The organism is Arthrobacter sp. U41 (assembly GCF_007679325.1).
Classification (GTDB): domain Bacteria; phylum Actinomycetota; class Actinomycetes; order Actinomycetales; family Micrococcaceae; genus Arthrobacter.
On sequence record NZ_VEGI01000004.1, the window covers coordinates 1 to 20,206 of the forward strand.

Here is a 20,206-nt window from a genome sequence, read left to right on the forward strand (position 1 = left end):
TTCAGGCCATTCAGAAGGGGGTCGGTCGCTATCTTTCCGCATCAGCGGCGGCGACTCGAACAACAATACACGCCACCCGCACCCGGCACAAATCCACCCACCACACCCCCACCCACACCCCAAAAACCCCGGAATGCCGCGGCAATCAGGCCACCAGGCGGCCCTCCCCGGCCAAGCCGGCGAAATCGGGGTTATGTGTACTGGCTCACACCCTCAACGCAGGGCCCCCGCACACAGCAGGCCAGCTCTCACCTGCCCTCGAGCAGCTCCTGAACTTGCATCAGGAACTTTCGTCCGCCGTCGGTCAGGGCCGCCACGTCACTGAAGGTGCGTTCCGGGACTTTCAGCTGCAGGCAGTCCAACGTCCAGCGCACGTCCGAATAGAGCTCCCGGGCATCGGCCAGCAGCACCGGCTTCCCGTTGTCCACCCGGAAGCCGGCCGCGTTCAGCATGTCCGCGATGATCCGTTCCCGCTCGTCCCAGGACGGGGTGGAGCCCTCAAGCAGCCAGTGCACCACGATGCGGGTCACCAGGGCCGTCGCCGCTTCCGCCGGGAAAGCCACGACAGTGGCGAGGTAATCCCAGAGGGGGCGGCCGCCGTCGTGCATCTTGCGGCCCGCCGGCGACAGGACCAGCCGGTCCTTGCTCTTCCGCAGCAGTTTCCAGGCTTGGAGCTGCTGCCGGAGCACCAGAACGGGCAGGGTCTGGCTTTCGCGGTTCGCCGCTCCGGGCCAGCGGTAGTCCCACCCCAGCTCGCTGACCGTCTGGCGCACCACGGCGGGTTTGAGGTAGCCGTCCTGGGTTAACTGCAGTCCGTCCGCGCCCGCCTGCGTGAGCAGCCACTGCACGGGGCGGACGACGGCGTCGACCTCCTCGTCCGTGGGCGGTTCCGGCCAGAGGCGTTTCGCCAGCGCGTCGAGGCGGAGGTTGAGTGCATCGGCGTCGAACGCGTACGGCGCAAAGGTACCGGCGTCCTGGCCCGTCGCGAACGTGTACCAGTCGGAGAGGTCCTGGTGGTCCTCATCAGCCGGGTCGGCCAGCGCTTCGATAAGGCGCGAGTAGCCGGAGGTCCCGCCGGCGTCCTCCACCGGACCCCGGTTGGCGCCGCCGATGCAGCGCACGGTGCCGGCTGGCAGTTCGGCCGGCCCCATCACCTGGAAGAGGTGTGTCCACGCATCGCCGAAGTCGTACTCGTATTCGAACGTGGCCGGCCCGGCCTGCTGTGCGTCCAAGAGTTCAAAGAGCACGACGCCGGACGCCGGCTCGTCGCCCATCTCCTCGGCCGCGTCGTCCGGGCCGATGATGACGCGGGGCTGGCCGTGCCGGTCCACACCCCGGATACCAAAGAGGTGCCGGTTCTCCCAGCCGAAGGCCGCCTGGAGGACCCGGTGCAGTTCCGTCACGGTGATGGTTTCAGGCACCAGCAGGCGCCGCCAGATCTCGGGTTCGGTGTCCTGGATGCTGACGCGAAGATCGTAAGCGGGAACTGCGCTGGGGATGGCCGTGCCCGTGGTGTGCATGCTGGACATTGTGCCAGAACGGCTGCGCCGAGGCCCCCGCGCCGGGCCGCGCGACGGGCCCGCCCCCACCGCGCCCTCCCCCGCCGCGGACCCGCCCCGTTGCGAGCCTGCCCCCGTCGTGACTAGGGTAGATGGTAAGCATGCTTAGCATGCGTGCGGCGGTGTGAGCCGTCCGCGCCAAGACGATCCCGAGGAGCACCATGACTGACCAGTACACGTTCAGGAACCCCGTCACGGCGTACGAGCAGATCGAGCCGCCCGAGCAGAGCCAGCCGGAACCCGGCCTGGACTCCAAGATGATGCCCAAGGCCGACTTGGGCGAGGACACCTACCGCGGCACCGGCCGGCTCGAGGGCCGGAAGGCACTCATCACCGGCGCGGACTCCGGGATCGGCGCCGCAACGGCGATCGCCTTCGCCCGCGAGGGCGCCGACGTCGTTATGTCCTACCTTCCGGAGGAGGAAGAGGACGCGGCCCGGATCGCGGAGCTGATTGAAAAGGCCGGGCGGAAGGCCGTCAAGGTTCCCGGCGATCTCAAGGACTCGGCGATGTGCCGCCAGCTGGTGGAGACCGCCGTGCGCGAGCTGGGCGGTTTGGACATCCTGGTGAACAACGCTGGCAAGCAGGTGGCGCAGGAAGCGCTGGGCGACATCACCGACGTCGAGTTTGACCACACCTACAAGACCAATGTGTACGCGATGTTCTGGCTGACCAAGGAGGCGCTGCCGCACCTTCCGGCGGGGTCGAGCATCATCAACACGACGTCCATCCAGGCGTACAGCCCGTCGGAGACACTGGTGGACTACGCCTCCACTAAAGGTGCCATCAACAACTTCACCAAGGGTCTGGCGCAGCAGCTGGCACCCAAGGGCATCAGGGTCAACGCGGTGGCGCCCGGCCCCATCTGGACTCCGCTCCAGCCCAGCGGCGGGCAGCTCACCCAGGATCTGCCGGAGTTTGGCAAGGAGACGCCACTGGGACGCGCCGGCCAGCCGGCCGAACTCGCCCCCGCCTACGTGTTCCTGGCCTCGGCCGAGTCCAGCTACGTGATCGGCGAGACGCTCAACGTCAACGGCGGCATGCCAACGCCATAGGCGCGGCTTCACGGCGCCGTCCCGGCGCGGACGGAACGCCAGCGGGCCCTTCCGGTGCGGCATTTGCCGCCGGAGGAGGCCCGCTGGCGTTTTGTCGTTCGTGGGCCGGGGATGTTCTCATGACCGGCCCACACTGCTACGTTGGCTGGATGGAACGATCACTCGTTAGGCCACGGAACCGCAAAATCATCGCCGGAGTCTGCGCGGCCCTCGCCGACCGCTTTGGTATCTCCCGGACACTGGTCCGCATCGGTTTCGTGTTCTTCGGCCTGTTCGGCGTCGGCGAGATCGTCTACATCGTGCTGTGGATCATCATCCCCAAGTCCCGCTAACAACCGGGTACGAAGGCGGCCGCCGGACAGCCGGCGTGCGACGCCCGGGGCTGGGACCAGATTGCGGCACACCCTCGTTGAGGTTCTCGTTCGCGCGCTGAGCCCTGCCGCTCGCTCCGCATACGGCGAGTCCGGGAGCATTCCAGCCGACTGCAACGTCAGGGCGGGATACTGGATGGATGGAAAACGCAGTATCCCGACTCACCGTTGCGCCTTCGACGTCGAGCTGGATTGAGTCCAAGGGCGATGACGAACGTGAGCGCCCGCTGCCATTTCTTGACTTCCTCGTAAACGATCGGCCCTTGCGGGATTTGCTGGATGTCCCTGAGGACTGGGAGCAGAAGCCGCTGTACGAAACCACAGCCCTGCGCGATGATTGGCGGCCCAAGGCAGTGATGGACTACCTTGACCGCCTGCTTGGAATCTTGCCGGCAGACTACGACGACGGGCGCGTTTCTGTCCTGCTCTGCCCGGTCTGCGGAGACCTGTGGTGCGGGGCGCTCAGCATGGAATTGACCCTGTCGCCGCAGACAGTAACGTGGCAGAATTTCGGCTGGCAGGGCGACGCCGACGACGACGAGCCTCAGCCATTCCCGGAGCGCTCCTTTACTTTTGACCGGTCCGAATATGAGCAACTTCTACGCGACCTGCGAGAGCACTATAAAAAGCGGGCTCTCATGCCTCAACCGGTTAGGGCTGGACTCCGCCTGTTGGGCCTTGGATCCGTCACCAGGTAGGGCAGCACAGCGGCCCCGTGGAACGGTTGGGACGGCCGAAGGTTTAGTTCACGGCTGGGGTTGCTGGCGTCGTATCCGGCCAAGGCCGCGGTTTTTTGTCTCAAATCCGATGGGTGTCAGTCTTCCTTCAGTTTCTCGGCGAGCATCACGAGGATTCCGCTGGGCCCGCGGAGGTACGTGAGTTTGTAGACGTCCTTGTAGGTCGCCACGCCGCGCAGCGGATTGCATCCGTGCTTCGCAGCTACCTCAAGGGCCTTGTCGATGTCGTCGACCGAGAAGGCCACGCGGTGCATGCCGATGTCGTTGGGACGGGTCAGGTGCGTCTCGATCGCTTCGGGGTGGATGTATTCGAAGAGCTCCAGCCGACCGTGACCGTCCGGCGTCTGAAGTATCGCGATGTTGGCGTGGTTGCCATCAAGTCCGACGGCGGTGTCGGTCCACTCGCCGCTGACCGTGTCACGGCCGATGACAGTAAGACCGAGATCGGTGAAAAAGGCGATTGCTGCTTCGAGGTCGCGGACGGCGATGCCGACGTTCTCAAGTTTGATGGCCATGCGTTGAAGCTACCAACGCGGACCGATTACCTCCAGGGGCGAGGGCGTCGGCGCTCCGGATTCGTTCCGGGCTGCTACAACTGATCCATGGGATGGCTCGACAAGAAGCTCGACAAGTGGTTCGACGAAACGGACTGGCCGAAGGACCCGAGCTTGGATCTGTTCCGAGATGCGGTGTGGGGGCTGTCGCTGAACGGCGAGGCCAAGGGTTGGGTGACCGCCTCGGTCAGCCCCATGCGGTCGTTTCCCCTCCTCTGGGTCAAGCAGGAGCGGATGTGGACTCAGATGCACTGGCTCGACGGCGAGCACGAGTACCTGGAAGAGGACTACGGACCCGACTGGCCTGTCGCGGAGGATCTGCGGGCCGGGCACTTTGACACTTTCGATTCTCGAACCGGCCTCATGGTAGGTCTCGACGCGACCCTAGTTACCGGCGCCGAGCGTGACTCCCTGTGGGCACGACTGGATCACGGAGTGGAACCCTACAAGCGGCGATAGGCGCAGACCACCACCAGGGAGACTTGGGCGGGACAGCCCGCAGTGTCCGGTGCGAGGCCATTAGGCGGGCATTCCATCGCGCCCGCTTCTTTGGGCGAGCCGCTGTAGTTGCCATCGATGCACGTCGGGCAGCCACTCCAAAGGGGCCGACGGGTCGACCCGCGGGTCGTCGGGAACACCGCCGTCGCGCAGGGCCGCCACGTACGCGCGGTCCTGGTTGATTCGTGCCCGCAGCTGCCCGGCTCCGCCGACTGAGCCGTGACCGGGGATGACGGCGACAACGTCGCTGGCCACACCCTCGAAGAGCAGCAGCGCGGCGAGGTAGTCCTCGATCGGGCCCGCGGCCTCTAAGTCGAGGAACGGCATCAGGATGTCGGACAGCATGTCGCCGGCGGCCAGGATGCCGCGCTCCTCGATCAGCAGCGCTGCATGGCCCGGGGCATGGGCCTGGTGCTCGATGACGCGGACTGTGGGGCCGTCCCAAGGAATCTGCGCAGCTCCGGCGGGCAGCCCGGTAATAAGACCGAGCATGTCCATCGGGATCTCCTCGGCGTACTCCGGCGGGAGCCCCTCGGCCACGCGGGCCTTCCAGTCCTCCTGCGACAGCACATCGTGGATGGAGGCCGCGCAACGGGCTGTACCGTACCGGGGCGCGTCGCCGAAGTCCGGGTGCCAGAGCACGTGGTCCCAATCAGGATGCGTCGAGAACCCTGCCACGACGGGCTGGCCCAACTCGCGCAGGTCGTTCGCGATGCCGGCCATTTCGCCGCCCGTTATGCCTGGGTCGATGAGCAGCACACCGGCCCGGCCCTGCACCACTACGGAGTTGCTCTGGATGAACTCGCTCTCGTGAACCAGAACGCCCTCTGCGACTTGCTTCAGCATGAAACGCCTTCCGCTTGTGGTGTGCACCGCTGGTCGAGACGGTATTGCCTGCCGGTGGCATATCGCAAGCACCAGCGGACGAGCCGCCGTCGAGAAGGCGAACGCGGAACGCCGCCACGAAGCCCGACCTCCCCTAGCCAGGCACAAAGAGGGGCGGCGGGCCCCGGCCCGCCGCCCCGTAAGAATCCCCGGCGATCGTCAAAGTCAGCAACTACTGGACCCTCGACCCCGGCAGGTACCAGGCCAGCGACGACGTGAAGGGTTCGCTGGGCAGGTTCCCGGCGCTCCAGAACTCGGTGGACCGCACCACGGGGTGGTGGCCGTGCCCGTCCTTGAGTACGGCGCGGACCGTGGCGGTGCCGGCGACAATCACGAGTCCGAACAGCAGGACTACGAACAGTTCCATTTTTTGATTCCTCGGGTGGAGAGCGGATTGGATGACTCCAGTGTCGGAACCCTCCGTGTGAGCAACCGTGTGAGTCCCCCGGGACTGGATTCCCGGGACGCCGACGGGCCCCGGGGCGTAAAATTGTTCCTATGGCCGAGACGTGGATTCGGCTCCTCGGTCCGCCAAAGATCGAGTCCGCAGGCGCCGCTCCCCCACAGCCCAAAGGCCGCAAAGCCTGGGCTGTGCTGGCCTACCTCGCCCTGCAGCCGGACGGCGTCAGCCGTTCCCGGACCGCCATGCTGCTCTTCCCGGACGCCGCGGATCCGCTGGGCGCCCTGCGCTGGAACCTGTCCGAGCTGCGCCGGACCCTCGACGGCGTCTCCATCACCGGCGACCCGCTGCGGCTGACCCTCTTGCCGCTCTGGCATTGCGATGCCGTGGAGCTGGTGGGCTCGGCCAACGGCCACGGCCTGGACCCGCGGACGGCTAACGGCCAGCTGCTGGAGGGGCTCTCCTTCGCGGACAACGCCGTCTTCGATTCCTGGCTGGCGGACCAGCGGTACCGGCTGGAGAACTGCGTCCAGTCGCTGCTGTACGAAGCGTCGCTGGCCGCCCTCGCCGCGGGCGCTCCGGCCGACGCCGTCGAACTCGCCTCGCTGGCACTGCGCCGGGACGCGTTCCACGCGGACTGCACCGCCGTCCTGGTGAAGGCGCTCGTTGCCCTCGGCGAACACCGGCGGGCGCGGGAGGAGGTCAGCAAGTGCGCGGAGCTGTACCACCGCGAGCTGGGCCTGCCGCTGCCGGCCGAGGTCCGGCGCGCCCTGTCCGACTCCGCGCCGGTGGCCGACCCCGAGCTCCACGCCAACGTGGCCACCGTCCGGTCCTATCTCGACGCCGGCAGCGCCTCCCTGTCGGCGGGCGCCGTCGACCGCGGACTCGACCAGCTGCGCCTCGCCGTCGTCCTGGCCCAGCGCGCTGGGCTACCAAACCCCGACCGGCACCTCGTGGCCGAATCGCTGGTGACACTGGCCGGGGCGCTCATCCACCAGGCCGGCGGCCGCGGCGCCGAGGTGGCCGACTTCCTGCACCGCGCGTTGTCGGCGGAAGCGCCCGACGGCGTCTCCCGGACTGCCGCTGCGGCCTACCGCGAGCTGGGCTACCTGTCCGTCCAGCGCGGAGTGCCGGACCGGGCGGCCGGCTGGCTGGACCGGGCGATGCAGGCGGCGCAGGGAATCCCGGAGGAGCAGGCCCGGATCCTGGCGATCCAGGGCATGCTGGCCTCGGACACAGCGCATTATGGGGATGCCGTGGCTGCCTTCGCGGAATCCCGGAGGCTGGCCCGGGCGGTCCGGAACCGCCGGCAGCTGGCGTTCAGCGAGGCGCTGTTGGGCCGCGTGCACCTGCTGCGCGGCGACCTGGAACTGGCGGCCGCCGCCCTGGACCGGGCGCTGGAGTCGGTGGCGGCGGAACACTGGACGGCGTTCGAACCGTTTGTCGCCGGGGTCCGCGGCGAGACGTACCTGGCCGCCGGGCGGCTGGAAGAGGCTGCGGCCCTGATTGACCGGTCCTGGGTGATGGCCGAACTGGCCGGCGACCACTGCTACATGGCCCTGGCGGCCGGGGCGGAAGCCCGGCTGTTCCTGGCGCACGGCGATTTGGCCGCCGCCGAGCACTGGATCGACCGGGGCCTGGAACCCAAGCCGTGGTACCTCTGGTACACGGCCCGGCTGCTGGACACCGCGGCGGAAGTCACCCTCGCCGCAGGCTCCCCGCGGGCCGCCGGGTTCGTGGACCGGCTGGCCGCGCTGGCCAGCAAGAGCGGCATGCGGGAGTTTGTGGTCCGGGCGCAGTCGCACCGGGCGGCCCTCGGTGACGAGGCCGCGGCCCAGTCGGTGCCCTGGCTCGCGAAGGAGATCGACAACCCGGCGCTGACCGCGTTCCTGGCCGGGCGTCACGTCGTCGCGCATTGAGAAGGCCGGCGGTGAGTTAGCCGCCGTTCAGCGGGTCCGGAGCCGGTTCCGGAAGCCCTGTCCCGCCGTCGAACACGGGACTACCATGCAGCTGTACCGATGGAATTGCCACCGTGCTCACTACTGCGTGGAAGGACATTTGTCATGGAATGCATTACGTGGTTCGCGCCGATTCTGCCCGGGAAACTGGAGGAGTGGAAGTCGCTCGACGCGGAGATGAACGGCCCGCGCCGGGAGGAACATGCCCGCTCGAGGAAGCGCATGGGCGTCACGCGGGAAGTCGCCAGCCTGGTGCAGACCCCGCAGGGGGATTTCGTCAGCCTGTTCCATGAGGCCGAGGATCTTGCGAAGGCCTTCCAGACGCTCGCCGCCTCGGATGATCCCTACGATGTGTGGTTCCGCGAGCATCTGGTCAGCGTGCACGGGCTGACGGCGGAGATGCTGGCCGGGCCCATCCCGGCCACGCTGTTCTTCGACTACCGCGCCGACGGCTGAGGGCGGCTGACGAAGCACACCCGGGTTAAACAAAAGCAGGGCCCGTCAAAGACGGACCCTGCTCGAAACCTGTAAGGTTCCGGACTCAGAAGAGTTAGCTGAAAGCTAAGTCTTAGAGAGCCTGGATGTTTACGGCCTGGGGACCCTTGGGGCCCTGCTCGGTTTCGAAGGAGACCTTCTGGTTCTCTTCGAGGGAGCGGAAGCCGGAGGAAGCGATCGCGGAGTAGTGTGCGAAGACGTCCTGTGAGGAGTCATCGGGGGAAATGAAGCCGAAGCCCTTTTCAGCGTTAAACCATTTGACGGTACCAGTAGCCATTATTTTTTGTCCTTCGTGAAGGTGGAGGAAAAGTCCCGACTTTCGGGTCCTCCGGTGTGGGGTGCTCAAAACCGCTGCTTCAGAAGAACAAGGTCTTGCAACCTTGCGTACTGCCTGAACTACGAACTGCATAAACACAACAACAGGATCAACACTACAGGAGTTTCGCGGGGCGGCTTACCAAACGGTTTTCACGGGACGACGGCGGGGCCCCCGCCGCCCCCATTCAGGCCCCCGCCGGGACGTCGCTCGATCTAGAATGGCGGCATGACACCACAGGAGCTGGCTAACCTGGTGCACCTGCGCCGGGCCCGGGACCTGATCGACCGTGACTACGCCCGGCCGCTGGATGTGCCCACCATGGCTGCGGGTGCGCTGATGTCCCCGGCGCACTTCTCCCGCCAGTTCAAGGCGGCCTACGGCGAAACGCCGTACAACTACCTCATGACCCGGCGGATCGAACGCGCCATGGCGTTGCTGCGGGCCGGTTCCAGCGTGACGGATGCGTGTATGGAGGTGGGCTGTACGTCGCTGGGATCGTTCAGCTCGCGGTTCACCGAGATGGTGGGCATGCCGCCCAGCGAGTACCGGTCGCGGGAGCACCACGCGGTGAACGCGATGCCGCCGTGCATTGCCCGGCTGCGCACCCGGCCGCCCCGGAAGCAGGCTGTGCAAGCCGAGCAGGATTGAAGAAGCGCTCCGGCAGCCGCAGCCCTAGCGTGGAAGACATGAACATTTCACTGCAGTACTCACAAATCACCGTCAATGACCTCGACGAGTCGCTCGCCTTCTACCGGGACGTCCTCGGCCTGGAAGTCCGCAACGACGTCGGCTCGGACGGGCAGCGCTGGGTCACCCTCGGCAGCGCGGCCCAGCCGGATCTGGAGCTGGTGCTGTCCGAGCCGCACGCCGGCCGCTCCCAGGACGACGGCGACGCCCTCCAGCAACTGCTTGTCAAGGGCGCCCTCCCCATCCTTGTGTTCCGCACGGACGATCTGGACGCCACGTTCGAGACGGTCCGGGCCTCCGGCGCGGAGGTCCTCCAGGAACCCATCGTCCAGCCCTGGGGCCCGCGCGACTGCGCTTTCCGCGACCCGTCCGGCAACATGGTCCGGTTTAACCAGGCCTGACGGGAACGGCGGCGACCGGCGCCGCCGATGGCGCCGCGGTTCCGCGGAACCGCCGCGATGCCGGTCCGGGCTTCCGGCGTCAGCTCCGGCGCAGCGGCCAGGGCTTCCACGCGCCGGTCACCTCCCGCAGCCTGACCTCGGCGTCGTGAAGGCGGGCCGCGTTGACGCAAGCGGGTTCGCCTTGTCCGCTTTCCGAGCCGGAGCCGTCGAACGCGGCCAGTGCGTATTCGCTCCACCGCTTGCGGCCCACCGGGTAGCGTTCGCTGTAGCCGCCGGCCGCGACCGTGAGCACCAGCATCTCCAATCGGTCCGCCACTGTCTCGGCCGTCTCGTCGCACGCATCGCAGCCGCACACCGGAAACGGGAAGTCGTGCAGCACGCCGGCGTGCACCATGACTCCCGGATATCCGGTCAGCACAAACGTCAGTGGCGCCTCCTCGGGATCCCGCGGGGTGACCTTGACAGCCCGCAGAACGCCCTTGCCCTCCATCAGGAGCTCCCCGGCATGGACCGGATCGTCCTGGACGTCGACGTCGTACACCGCCGTCAGGTGGTCGATCAGTGCGCGGGCGACGAGGTGGAGCCCGGCGAAACGCTCGGGGTGGCTGTCCACGCTGTAGGAATCCGGGTCGGGCCCGTCGGCGCCCCATTGCCTGCCATAGGGAATGGGCTCCCCCGCGTGGGAGTAGTAGGTCTCCGTGGGAAGGTCCGGCCGGACGTAGCGGGGCTGCCCAGCCGCCGGGGGTGCCGGGCGGGGCGGCAGTGCCGTGGGCGCATCCAGCTCGTCCCCGGCCCAGTCCAACAGCATGGAAACGAGCCCGCGCACCTCAGCGTCGTCCGCGCTGCGCAGACCTTCCAGCAGGCGGTCCACCTCGATCCCCTTCTCCCGGTTTCCCACCGTGGGCGGGGCCCCTTCGTAGGCGGTCCACTGCGCGTCCGGCCGCAGCCGGGCGATGGTGTTCCCGGCGAAGACCGCAGCAGCCGCACTGAGCCTGGCGTCCTCCGCCAACTGTGAGCCGACCGTGCGCAGGAACCAGATGAGCCGTTCGGGGTCAGCGGCCAGTTCGTCGGCCCGCGCTCCATGCGCCGCGCAGAATTCAACGAACGGGGCATAGCCTCCCACATGGCGGACAACCGCTGGGCCAGGCCCTTCCCGGTACCGCGCGCTGCCGCGTGACATTGGCGCCGGCAATCCGGCGGGTGGTCCTTCGAACAAGTCCCCTGTCGTCCCCATACCGCGATCGTAGTCCGCGGAACCGTGGGTGTTGCCACACGGTGGTCGCCCGGCCGGACACCGACCCGCACGCCCGCACGTACCTGGTGCGCCACTGAGGCACCTGAGGTTCCCTAGCGCTGTCCCGACGTTGCGCCGGCCATTGCCCGGACGGGCCGGCTGGCCGGCGCGACCGGGGATTCCGCCGGGGCTAACCGGGGCGCTGCGCTGGTTCGGCGTCCCACGGCGCGCCCGGCGGCCGTCGAGAGCCGGTGGGAAGGCTGCTCCACGTAGCGGTAGAACAGTTCCGCGGCCACCAACGAGGCGGCCACGGAAACGGCGAGCGCCAGCGGCAGCGACACGGATCGGAGCAGGGTGACGGCGGCCAGGATGATGGGCAGGTGCACCAGGTAGAGGCTGAAGGACACCCGTCCCAGCCATTGCGCCGCGGCCGTGTCACCGAGCCGCTTGGCCGGGTCCCAGGAGATAAACAGCAGGACGATCAGCACCGCGCCCACCGTCACAACGGCCTCGACGCCGGGGACCGGCTGTTCGGGGCTGATCCATTCCGCGTTGGCCAGGAAGATGCCCGCGGCGGCCACGAAGGACCAGACGAATCGGGGCACGGACCGGGTCAGTTCACCGATCCGCTCACGCTCGGCGCCCAGGACCGCCCCGATGGCGAAGATCGGCAGATAGGACAGCCACTCCACGTCCTGCACGGCTCCAATCACAGCCAGCAGGAGGGCAATGCCGATTTTCACGGGCCAGAACCGCCGCCAGCGGAGGGCGATGAGGACATAGACCGGGAGCAGGAGGGAGAACGCGACCTCCCACTTGAGCGACCACAGCGGCGTGTTGATGGTACTCGCGCTCAGCAGGAGCAGGCCGTCCTTGAGTACCTGGCCCACGCTGGGCTCGATCACGAACATATCCGCCCAGGAGCTCTGCAGCGGCGACGCCGACCGGGGAATGAGGACAATCAACGCAACGGCCACCGCCAGGGACGCCCACGCCGGTAGGTACAGGCGGAAAAAGCGCTTGGCGTAGTACTGGGCCCAGCTCCTCGCCGCCCCCGGCCTGGTAAACGGCAGGACCAGCACGAAGCCGGAGAGCACAAAGAACACGTGGACGGCGGGCGTGCCGTTCCAAAGGACATGCAGCGGGGAGAAGACAGCCCACGCCTCCGCGGTGGTGAGGTCCGCGGAGCGGTCGTCGTTCACAGCGGTCCCGATTCCAGGGAGGGTCGACACCACGTGGCAGGCGACAACCACCAGGGCGGCAATCCCCCTGAGGCCGTCCAGCTGCGTGACTCTTGAAGGGGCAGACTTAGAGCGCATTCACCTCATGTTACCAGTTCGTTACATTTGCCTCGAGGCGACTGGCTAGCTCACGTTCCGCCGGAAAGCCCTGCGCCGCAGGAGCACGAACACTCCGCCGGCCGCTGCCAGCAATCCGCCAAGGCCCATTCCCCACCACAGCGGGCCAGCGCTGTCCGACGTCGGGGCCGCCCGCGGGGAGTCGGCGTCGTGCGCTGCCGAGGGTCGTTCGGATGCCAATGCCCCCTCGAGGTGGACCTCCCCGAGAAATAGTCCCGCATCACCGGGCTGCATGCTCCCCGTGGGCTTAGGGTGAGACGGTCGGCGCCCGCCGCGAAAACCCTCAGGGAGGGTGCATGACTTCCAGCCAGTCCAGCTCCGAACAATTCGGGCAGCATCTGAAAAGTGTCGGCGGCTCAGAGGCCGACGCCAACGGTTCCGCCTACGTCGTCACGGAGGAAGACACCGTGGAAAGCGTCGTCTCGGGGCTGCGGATGAAACAGCAGGAGCACGGAAATCAGGCCAGCGAGCCCTCCATCCTCCATGCCTCGGCCCAAGTCCTCATCAGCAGGCGCGATGAGCAGGATCCGGCCCATCACGCCGGGGCCTCCCAACCAGGGACGTATCAGCTGGACATTCACTTCGGCGGGGGTCACAGCACCCGCGAATCCATCCCCGAGAAGGACCTGGAAGCCGCCCAGATCTGGGCCCAAGGCCGGATCGACGCCGATGGCGCGGACTTCGGTGCCATATACTTCCCCTCCGGCGGCGGGGTTGCCCCCGGAACGGGTGCACTGGAGTGCAGCTACGACCGCGCGGTGGGCTGGTACCGGTAGGTGCGCGCCGCGGGCTTGACGAATCGAATACCCGCGGATGCCTGATGAAACCGAGTTCGCCGAAACCCAATCGACAGTTCTTGTCACGTAGTTAACCGCTCATTCACATCGCACTTGCAACCTGTCCAACCGGGCGCCGTACGGTCGACGGCATGGACAACATTTCACGCAGGTCAGTCCTCTCCGCCGGCCTTGGGGCCGGGCTCGTCGCCGCTTGGCCGGGTGCCGCCGTCGCCGTTTCCACTGCAGACGACGCCGGCCTCCGCGCCGATCCGTTCCTGCTGGGCGTCGCCTCCGGCGAACCGTGGCCGGACGGCTTCGTGATCTGGACCCGGCTGGCGCTGGACCCCATTGCCGGGGACGGCCTGGGCGGCATGCCGTCCCGCAACGTGGCGGTGGCGTGGGAAGTGGCGGAGGACTCCGGGATGCGCACGGTAGTGGCCCGCGGCGTCGAGCAGGCCCGGATCGAGACCGCGCACTCGGTGCACGTGGAGCTGCGGGGCCTGCGGCCGGGACGCGAATACTTCTACCGGTTCCGCACCGGCCGGCACGTCAGCCCGGTGGGCCGCACCCTCACCAGCCCGGCGCTGCACGAGACGCCGGCGGCGCTGGCCATGTCGTTCGCCAGCTGCGCGCAGTACGAGCACGGCTACTTCACCGCCTACGCCCGGCTGGCGCAGGACCACCCGGACCTGGTGCTGCACCTGGGCGACTACCTCTACGAGTACAAGAAGGACAGCTACGTGATCGGCGGCGGCAACCCGCGCGACCACGAAGGTCCCGAGACCACCAGCCTGGCCGGCTACCGGCAGCGGCACGCCCAGTACAAGTCCGACGCCGACCTGCAGGCCGCGCACGCGGTGGCGCCGTGGCTGGTGGTGTGGGATGACCACGAGGTGGACAACAACTGGGCGGACGAGGTCCCGGAGAACACCGACGCCGGGCAGCTGAACGACACCACGGAGCACTTCCGGCAGCGCCGCGCCGCCGCGTTCCAGGCCTACTACGAGAACATGCCGCTGCGGCGCTCGTCCGTGCCGGCCGGGTTCGACATGAAGATCTACCGCACCATCCAGTGGGGCCAGCTGGCCAACTTCCACATGATGGACACCCGGCAGTACCGCGACGACCAGCTCGCCGGCGACGGCTGGAAGAAGAACGTGGCCGAGCGCATGGCCGAGGACCGCACCATTACCGGCGCGGAGCAGGAGAAATGGCTGCTGGACGGCTTCCGGAACTCCACCCAGCGCTGGGACATCCTGGGCCAGCAGGTGTTCTTCACCGAGCGGGACCGGAACCAGGCGCCGGAGATCGACGACGTCTCCATGGACGGGTGGGACGGCTACGCCGCGTCGCGCCGCCGCATCACGCAGGGCTGGGTGGACGCGAACGTGCGCAACGCCGTGGTCCTGACCGGAGACGTGCACCGCAACTGGGCCAACGACGTCAAGGTGGACTACAAGGACCCGGCCTCTCCGGTGGTGGGTTCGGAGCTGGTGTGCACATCCATCACGTCCACCGGCAACGGCTCAGGCTCCACCACGGATCCGGTGATGGCCTGGAACCCGCACCTGAAGTTCTACAACGACAACCGCGGCTACGTGAACACCCGCATTACCAAGGACGCGATGACCGCGGACTTCCGGACGCTGGACTACGTCACAACGCCGGGAGCGCCGGTTTCCACGAAGGCGTCGTTTGAGATTCGGGACGGGGTGCCGGGGCTGCAGTAGCGCCACTCCCCCGGGCCGTCGCCACTCACTGCTAGATGCATTTGGGCTGGTATGCCGGGTCAGCGGGCCCGGACACCTTGCCCAGTGCGTGGGCCACAATCTGGTGCACCACGGGGTCGTTCGGCGTCTGGTCATGTTCGAAGGCGTCGGCCGGGCATTTGTCCTGAATGGTGATGTTGGTGACCTGCCGCGCCGGCCCGTTGAGGAACTGGCTGTTGTAGGGAATGACCACTTCGTCGTACACCGTGGAGATGACGGTATAGGAGGGTCCCGCAACCGTATCGCCGATGGCGTTGAGCTTCTGCATAAAAGCCGACCCTGCCTGCTGGTCTGCGCAGGCGGCACAGCCCAGACCGGTGTAGTCGGGATCCGGGACGGCGCCCGGCTGCGGGACGATCACACCTTCAGTGCCGTGGTTGGAAGGTGCGATACCGATGAGCTGATTGACATTCTTGGCGCCGCCGAGAAAGCCCATGTAGTAGCGGGGCATCATGCCGCCCTGGCTGTGGCCCACCAGATCCACCTTCTTGGCGCCTGTGGCGGAACGCACCTTATCCACGAACGGCGCGAGCTGCTGCGCCGAGTCCGCGACCGGTGCGGTGGCAAACACGCCGTTAGTCTCCCCGTAGTTGAGGGCGAAGACGCAGTACCCGGCGCTCTTGAGGTATGGCGAGAGGGTGGACCAGTTCTTGGCCATGCTCTCAAAGGTTCCGGGCACCAGGATGACCGGATACGGATGCTCAGCGCTGGGTTTGCAGGACCAGTCATTGGCACCCGGCGGGGACAGCTCAACAGTTCCCGCATGGGCGGGAGCCACGGCCAGGGAACCGGCCAGGACGGCAGCGGCAGCAGTGGACAGGACTTTGGTGAGCAGTGATATAGAAACCTCTTTGTTCGTGTGTCAGCGGGCAGCGGGCCAGCAGTAATCCCTGTGCTGCGAGTCAGCCAGGATTGCCCGGATACTCAAACGTAGGCAGCCCGCAGCCCGGTCCGGCCATGGATTTGCACGGATGTGCACGAAAGCCGGTTCCGCGGGCGAACCCTGTCCGCCGCGAGATGATGCTCCCCCGCGACCCAAAGCTACTGGTCAGTAGCTTCTTTTCGCCGGAGGGTGGCCTGGGAAAACTGCCAACCGCGCCTGCACAAACGTTCATTGCAGGGAAAATCATTCGGCGAACAGGAGCCGGGCATTCCGATGAGTGCTCGCGCTCTGGCCGCGTGAATACGCATAGCTGCACACGAACTCGGCGCAGCGTCCCGCCGTACGGCCAGTTGGAAGCAGCCGACGACGGCGATCTCGCCTTCAGCGATGACCTTCCGGAACGCCTGGCCCTGGTGGAATCGGCGTTCTACCCGGATGAAGCCGACGTCTGACAGCTACATTGCCGTCGGGTTGCCGTGGTTGACCGGGCACGGCTCGTCCATCGTGGCGGGCGTGGGCCGCGATGCCAAGTACATTGCGCAGCACATCGCCGGGGACATCGCCGCCCGGTGAAGGCGACGTTCCAGAGGGGTGGCTACCCGGCGCGATGCCCGGCGAAGTCCACTGGTGCGGCGAGGCCGGCCGAGCTGAACCATTCTGTGGCCCATGCCTGGACCGAGGTCATCGCGAGTTGCTCGGCAACAAGCTCCGGCGGCCCGTCGAATACGGACTTCCCCTCCTCCAAGAGGTCACCGGTGCCGCTGCCGGCGAGGAGCCCGAAGAGGGCAGGCTGGTCGAGGAAGGGAAGCTTCCCGCCGTCGCCGTCGGTCAGCACGCCCCAGCGCGAGGTGAACAGCGAAAACTCCTCCGGACGGTCCCCGTGGTCCGCCACGAGCGGGCAGGCCTCGCCGTCGAGCCGGATCCGCCGGTAGTTGGGCTCCGTGTCGTCGAGGGCCATCAGTTGGACATCGTCCAGCCAAGAAAGCCAGACCGCTGTGCACTCTCCCAACAGCGGATACGGGGCGGCGGCGATGTACCCGGCCTTGCTCACGTGGGCGGAGTGGCCAACGGCGACGTTGTGGAGCTGCCCCCGGACCAGCGGCAGGACCGCGCTGACAGGCCGGTGGTAGTTGGCGAATTTCCGCCGCATCACGTCGGCGCTCGAATTCGAGCCGATGGAGACCACCCGGGAGCGGTCCTCCAGCGGTGCCGCGCCGGCTTGCGCGAGGGCTTCATCCAGTCCGGCCGAAAGCTCAAGGGGCCGGAATTCCTCGCCGTCCATGACACCCGAGGCCACCGGCGGGTCCCACGGATACAGCAGCGGATCGAGATGGCCGGCGCCGCCGGCACGGCTTAATCCCATGGAGTCAGCCGGATGAAACCGTCGGCATCGTACTGGAGACTAATCAAGGTGGACCGCTTTCGTGGCTCGGGACTTCCATTGTCCCGCACTTTGGGGGAACCGGACCTTGGCGCTAGCGTCGACCAGCCCGCGTGGCCTCGGTGCGGGGCCCTTCCTGGAAGCCCGGAAGCATCCGCCCGACACCGGGGACCGCGACCGCATAGAGTCAACACCTTGGTGATCGGGGTCGGGCAGGCAGGCCGGGCTCCGGGCTGGTGCACCGGGCGTAGAGCCTCCCGCCGCCGCTGTGCTGATCTGGGCGGATGTGGACCGGCGGGTGCTAAGTCTCCTCCCACAAGTTCTTTTGATTTGCAAGAGTTGATTCTCTGAGCGGAACGTGCGCTCAGTTGTGGGGCATGACAAAGTAGCGTGCCCTCCTATTTCAATACCCTTCAAAAGTCCAATACCCTCAAACCTGCCGAAGAGTGTTCGTGCCGTTTTCTTGAAAACGAATATGACGAGAGGCGAAGCGTTTGCGCTTAACTTTTTCTCCAGTAGTCGAGCGCCGTAATCGAGTTCAGCGCGTTCGAGATTCCGAGCATTTGGAGTCGGGCGCTTTACCAAATCGGTGAAGCCAATGCCTTGGAACAGTGCCAGGTCGTCATCATGAAGACCGGTTACGTGCCCCTCACGTGGCGATCCAAGGATTCCGGTATCGCGAAGCATTCCAAACATACGCCGGCCGGCCAGCCCCTGATAGTAGTGCCCGACTTCCACGCTGGTAGCAGCGGGATTGATTCCTACGAGAACTGCTCGCGGATTTTTCGGCCATAGGTCCGCCAGCGTAAGGCACTCCCCTCCCATCCAGAGCTCCCTTTTTTGGTGGCCAATAAGACCTGTCGTTTCCCTTCCTTCATCGGTAGGCATGTTCATTTCGCAAGTATCGCGCGGCTCCTTACCTCTCGCGACAGTTCCACACCGGCGCCCGGTCGATTCACGGATTGAAAGGCCGGCCTCGACGGAGTCGCGACCGATGGTCGAGCAGTGAGGTGCGCGGCCATTGAGGGCCTAGTCAAAGTCCGTCGGCCCATGTCGCCCACAGAGGCGAGCCCTCGGCGTGCTTGGCCGAGGCACGGCGGCGGCGCGAGGCGCCACAAAGAATTTCTCCTGCTCCGTGCCTCGTCCGTACTTAATTTTTTCCAGTTGGCCCTAGAGGTACTCCGAAGTTGTTAAGGTGTGGCCCGTGAGAGGTTCCACGAGACCGTCCTGACCGGGGCAAAGTTGCAAGGTGCGCGTTGGATCTCCGACCGGCTCCAGCCCGGGTCGTTGCCCATTCGAGCACTGGCGCCAGGGTCCTGGTCAGGTCCACCCAGTGCAAGTGTCATCTGCTGTAAGTTACGTAACAAGAACTGGTTGATCAGAGTCAAGGAATTTAATGCAACTTGTGAAAGGTCCAGTTTGGGGCGGAGGGCTCGACGGGCGATATCCGGGGAGGTACCCGTTATCCGTAGAGCGCCACGTTCTGCGTTCTGTGGGTGAGCTTATGCCCGGCGTCACCACCGTAACTAGGAATGCGCGGTACTACAGTTTGCATAGTTACGTCGCGTATCAGGCGTTGGCACGAGGATTCACAGAGATGGAATCACTAGAATTTCTTCGCCGCTCGGAAACGGTGGTGGCCGCGATCTCCATACTTCATGAGGGGCAACATGCATGGCTCCCGCGACCCCACGGGGCGGAATACCTGGAAGGCAGGATCAAGGACGGACTCGACCTTGATCGGCTATCTCAGCCAGGTGCATATGCAGGGCGTTCCATTGGCTACAAAGGTCAATATCAGGCCTCCGAAGCTCTCTTGGGGCTTATGCCTACTGGCAGCAACGAGCAAACTACGGCATTCGATGCGAGCCGCATGGACCACGGGTTCCGTGGACTTTTTGAGATTACGCGCCAAGATCATATAAGTGAAGGACAACTGCGAACGAACAGCCACCTCTGTGTCTGCGGCTCCCGAACCGAGTCAGATGGGCCTCTGCTCAGAGAGTTGCTGTTAGCAAATGAAGCGGACCCGGGGAGCGATCACGACAAACGGCGACAAACCGTGCGGATGATGCTCCGGCTGATACAAATGAGTTCGCCCTCCAACATCAATTCCGAATTGACTGACGCACTGAATTTCTCCCCCTTGGTCGGTCAGGATGAGCTGCTTTCTCAACTTGATGCAGTAGAGGCCTGGCAGGGGGTGACACTTCGGAACCGCTCCGTCGGAGCGTGGCGAGGACTGTGGGCCGGCCTCGTAGCAGCCGTCCCGGGGCTTTGCCATCGATCTGAGTTCTCTTCCCCGTTGGTCGACGTCCTACCAAACGTCTCAGTCGGGCAGTACGTTCGCTCGTTTCCCCCGGTCTGGGCACCCGATGGAACAGCTCTCCCCGCGGAACTGGACCAGTCCGCTGCATCCGAGACAGCAATGGAAGCACACGTGGCCACGCTTTTCGTCGGTTCAATGCGCCTTGCAGGGATTCCCATCCATGTCAGACCCTATTTCGAGTCGAAGAGTGACTCACTCCAAGAGCTATCGCCGACTTGGCTGTCAGCCCGAGTTCGCGAGTGGGACGGGCGCCCGCTGCGGGACTTCGCACAACATGTCGTGGAACTGCTCCTGCATAGGGCGAACAGGCTCTCGCTGAGGAAGGCGAGGTTCGACGCATCGCTGGGAACCGTCAAGATTCCGACTCGGATCTTCTTCAGGGACGACCTAGTCTTCAAAGTCTCGAACGAGGGCGGCGGCAACGTCTCCCTCCGGTGGGCCCCGCTCGTGCACATTCTCTCCGGCATCGATCTGACCATCCGCGACGAAAACGAGCACTGGCAGATCACCGATCGAGGAGCTGAGGCACTTGGCGGATAGTTATCAACAGATTC

General features: G+C 66.1%; 23 protein-coding genes. 13 read left to right on the forward strand and 10 right to left on the reverse strand.

Going from position 1 to position 20,206, the window contains the following annotated elements:
* Positions 1 to 248: 248 nt before the first annotated feature.
* The gene (locus FS787_RS12825) at positions 249 to 1,520 is read right to left on the reverse strand and encodes a plasmid pRiA4b ORF-3 family protein (protein WP_186329193.1); all 1,272 of its coding nucleotides are present in this window, start codon (positions 1,518 to 1,520) and stop codon (positions 249 to 251) included.
* A 200-nt stretch (positions 1,521 to 1,720) separates the two neighbouring features.
* On the opposite strand from FS787_RS12825, the gene FS787_RS12830 reads away from it, so the two are divergent.
* The 3 genes from FS787_RS12830 (at position 1,721) to FS787_RS12840 (ending at position 3,683) form a co-directional block, all read left to right on the forward strand.
* Positions 1,721 to 2,614, forward strand: a complete 894-nt coding sequence (locus FS787_RS12830) for a glucose 1-dehydrogenase (protein WP_144672838.1) — start codon at positions 1,721 to 1,723, stop codon at positions 2,612 to 2,614.
* Positions 2,615 to 2,763: 149 nt separating this feature from the next.
* Complete coding sequence (locus FS787_RS12835) at positions 2,764 to 2,946, forward strand: PspC domain-containing protein (RefSeq protein ID WP_144672839.1); 183 nt, start codon at positions 2,764 to 2,766, stop codon at positions 2,944 to 2,946.
* Between the two features lie 179 nt (positions 2,947 to 3,125).
* Complete coding sequence (locus tag FS787_RS12840) at positions 3,126 to 3,683, forward strand: hypothetical protein (protein ID WP_144672840.1); 558 nt, start codon at positions 3,126 to 3,128, stop codon at positions 3,681 to 3,683.
* Between the two features lie 116 nt (positions 3,684 to 3,799).
* Here FS787_RS12840 and FS787_RS12845 read toward each other — a convergent pair whose 3' ends face one another.
* Complete coding sequence (locus tag FS787_RS12845; protein WP_144672841.1) at positions 3,800 to 4,237, reverse strand: VOC family protein; 438 nt, start codon at positions 4,235 to 4,237, stop codon at positions 3,800 to 3,802.
* Positions 4,238 to 4,324: 87 nt separating this feature from the next.
* Here FS787_RS12845 and FS787_RS12850 point away from each other — a divergent pair, with 87 nt between their 5' ends.
* Complete coding sequence (locus FS787_RS12850; RefSeq protein WP_144672842.1) at positions 4,325 to 4,735, forward strand: hypothetical protein; 411 nt, start codon at positions 4,325 to 4,327, stop codon at positions 4,733 to 4,735.
* Positions 4,736 to 4,795: 60 nt separating this feature from the next.
* Here FS787_RS12850 and FS787_RS12855 read toward each other — a convergent pair whose 3' ends face one another.
* Both FS787_RS12855 and FS787_RS12860 read right to left on the reverse strand, forming a co-directional pair.
* A complete protein-coding gene (locus FS787_RS12855; RefSeq protein ID WP_144672843.1) occupies positions 4,796 to 5,620 on the reverse strand; it encodes an MBL fold metallo-hydrolase in 825 nt (274 codons plus the stop codon).
* 211 nt (positions 5,621 to 5,831) lie between these two features.
* Positions 5,832 to 6,026, reverse strand: a complete 195-nt coding sequence (locus FS787_RS12860; protein WP_144672844.1) for a hypothetical protein — start codon at positions 6,024 to 6,026, stop codon at positions 5,832 to 5,834.
* A gap of 131 nt (positions 6,027 to 6,157) precedes the next feature.
* Here FS787_RS12860 and FS787_RS12865 point away from each other — a divergent pair, with 131 nt between their 5' ends.
* A complete protein-coding gene (locus FS787_RS12865; protein ID WP_144672845.1) occupies positions 6,158 to 7,978 on the forward strand; it encodes an SARP family transcriptional regulator in 1,821 nt (606 codons plus the stop codon).
* Positions 7,979 to 8,122: 144 nt separating this feature from the next.
* The gene (locus FS787_RS12870) at positions 8,123 to 8,473 is read left to right on the forward strand and encodes a DUF6176 family protein (protein WP_144672846.1); all 351 of its coding nucleotides are present in this window, start codon (positions 8,123 to 8,125) and stop codon (positions 8,471 to 8,473) included.
* 112 nt (positions 8,474 to 8,585) lie between these two features.
* Here FS787_RS12870 and FS787_RS12875 read toward each other — a convergent pair whose 3' ends face one another.
* Positions 8,586 to 8,789 (reverse strand): cold-shock protein, encoded by a 204-nt coding sequence (locus FS787_RS12875; protein ID WP_024365339.1) that lies wholly within the window; start codon positions 8,787 to 8,789, stop codon positions 8,586 to 8,588.
* A 267-nt stretch (positions 8,790 to 9,056) separates the two neighbouring features.
* On the opposite strand from FS787_RS12875, the gene FS787_RS12880 reads away from it, so the two are divergent.
* Both FS787_RS12880 and FS787_RS12885 read left to right on the forward strand, forming a co-directional pair.
* Complete coding sequence (locus tag FS787_RS12880) at positions 9,057 to 9,479, forward strand: helix-turn-helix transcriptional regulator (RefSeq protein ID WP_144672847.1); 423 nt, start codon at positions 9,057 to 9,059, stop codon at positions 9,477 to 9,479.
* A 38-nt stretch (positions 9,480 to 9,517) separates the two neighbouring features.
* Positions 9,518 to 9,919, forward strand: coding sequence for a VOC family protein (locus tag FS787_RS12885; RefSeq protein WP_144672848.1), 402 nt, complete (start codon positions 9,518 to 9,520; stop codon positions 9,917 to 9,919).
* Positions 9,920 to 9,998: 79 nt separating this feature from the next.
* Here FS787_RS12885 and FS787_RS12890 read toward each other — a convergent pair whose 3' ends face one another.
* Both FS787_RS12890 and FS787_RS12895 read right to left on the reverse strand, forming a co-directional pair.
* The gene (locus FS787_RS12890) at positions 9,999 to 11,042 is read right to left on the reverse strand and encodes a DUF6226 family protein (protein WP_144672849.1); all 1,044 of its coding nucleotides are present in this window, start codon (positions 11,040 to 11,042) and stop codon (positions 9,999 to 10,001) included.
* Positions 11,043 to 11,266: 224 nt separating this feature from the next.
* The gene (locus FS787_RS12895; protein ID WP_144672850.1) at positions 11,267 to 12,472 is read right to left on the reverse strand and encodes an acyltransferase; all 1,206 of its coding nucleotides are present in this window, start codon (positions 12,470 to 12,472) and stop codon (positions 11,267 to 11,269) included.
* A 335-nt stretch (positions 12,473 to 12,807) separates the two neighbouring features.
* Here FS787_RS12895 and FS787_RS12900 point away from each other — a divergent pair, with 335 nt between their 5' ends.
* Both FS787_RS12900 and FS787_RS12905 read left to right on the forward strand, forming a co-directional pair.
* Complete coding sequence (locus FS787_RS12900; protein ID WP_144672851.1) at positions 12,808 to 13,287, forward strand: hypothetical protein; 480 nt, start codon at positions 12,808 to 12,810, stop codon at positions 13,285 to 13,287.
* A gap of 152 nt (positions 13,288 to 13,439) precedes the next feature.
* A complete protein-coding gene (locus FS787_RS12905; RefSeq protein WP_144672852.1) occupies positions 13,440 to 15,020 on the forward strand; it encodes an alkaline phosphatase in 1,581 nt (526 codons plus the stop codon).
* A gap of 31 nt (positions 15,021 to 15,051) precedes the next feature.
* Here the strand turns inward: FS787_RS12905 and FS787_RS12910 are convergent, their stop codons facing one another.
* Entirely contained in the window at positions 15,052 to 15,900 is an 849-nt protein-coding gene (locus FS787_RS12910; RefSeq protein WP_144672853.1) for a triacylglycerol lipase, read from the reverse strand.
* A gap of 338 nt (positions 15,901 to 16,238) precedes the next feature.
* Here FS787_RS12910 and FS787_RS18170 point away from each other — a divergent pair, with 338 nt between their 5' ends.
* A complete protein-coding gene (locus FS787_RS18170; RefSeq protein ID WP_260982540.1) occupies positions 16,239 to 16,394 on the forward strand; it encodes a hypothetical protein in 156 nt (51 codons plus the stop codon).
* Positions 16,378 to 16,515 (forward strand): hypothetical protein, encoded by a 138-nt coding sequence (locus FS787_RS18175; RefSeq protein ID WP_260982541.1) that lies wholly within the window; start codon positions 16,378 to 16,380, stop codon positions 16,513 to 16,515. The genes FS787_RS18170 and FS787_RS18175 overlap by 17 nt, the downstream gene beginning before the upstream one ends.
* 22 nt (positions 16,516 to 16,537) lie before the next feature.
* Here the strand turns inward: FS787_RS18175 and FS787_RS12920 are convergent, their stop codons facing one another.
* Together FS787_RS12920 and FS787_RS18270 are read right to left on the reverse strand one after the other, a co-directional pair.
* The gene (locus tag FS787_RS12920; RefSeq protein ID WP_144672854.1) at positions 16,538 to 17,305 is read right to left on the reverse strand and encodes a hypothetical protein; all 768 of its coding nucleotides are present in this window, start codon (positions 17,303 to 17,305) and stop codon (positions 16,538 to 16,540) included.
* A gap of 39 nt (positions 17,306 to 17,344) precedes the next feature.
* The gene (locus tag FS787_RS18270) at positions 17,345 to 18,217 is read right to left on the reverse strand and encodes a uracil-DNA glycosylase family protein (RefSeq protein ID WP_144672855.1); all 873 of its coding nucleotides are present in this window, start codon (positions 18,215 to 18,217) and stop codon (positions 17,345 to 17,347) included.
* Between the two features lie 1,546 nt (positions 18,218 to 19,763).
* On the opposite strand from FS787_RS18270, the gene FS787_RS12930 reads away from it, so the two are divergent.
* Complete coding sequence (locus FS787_RS12930; RefSeq protein ID WP_144672856.1) at positions 19,764 to 20,192, forward strand: hypothetical protein; 429 nt, start codon at positions 19,764 to 19,766, stop codon at positions 20,190 to 20,192.
* Positions 20,193 to 20,206 lie beyond the last annotated feature (14 nt).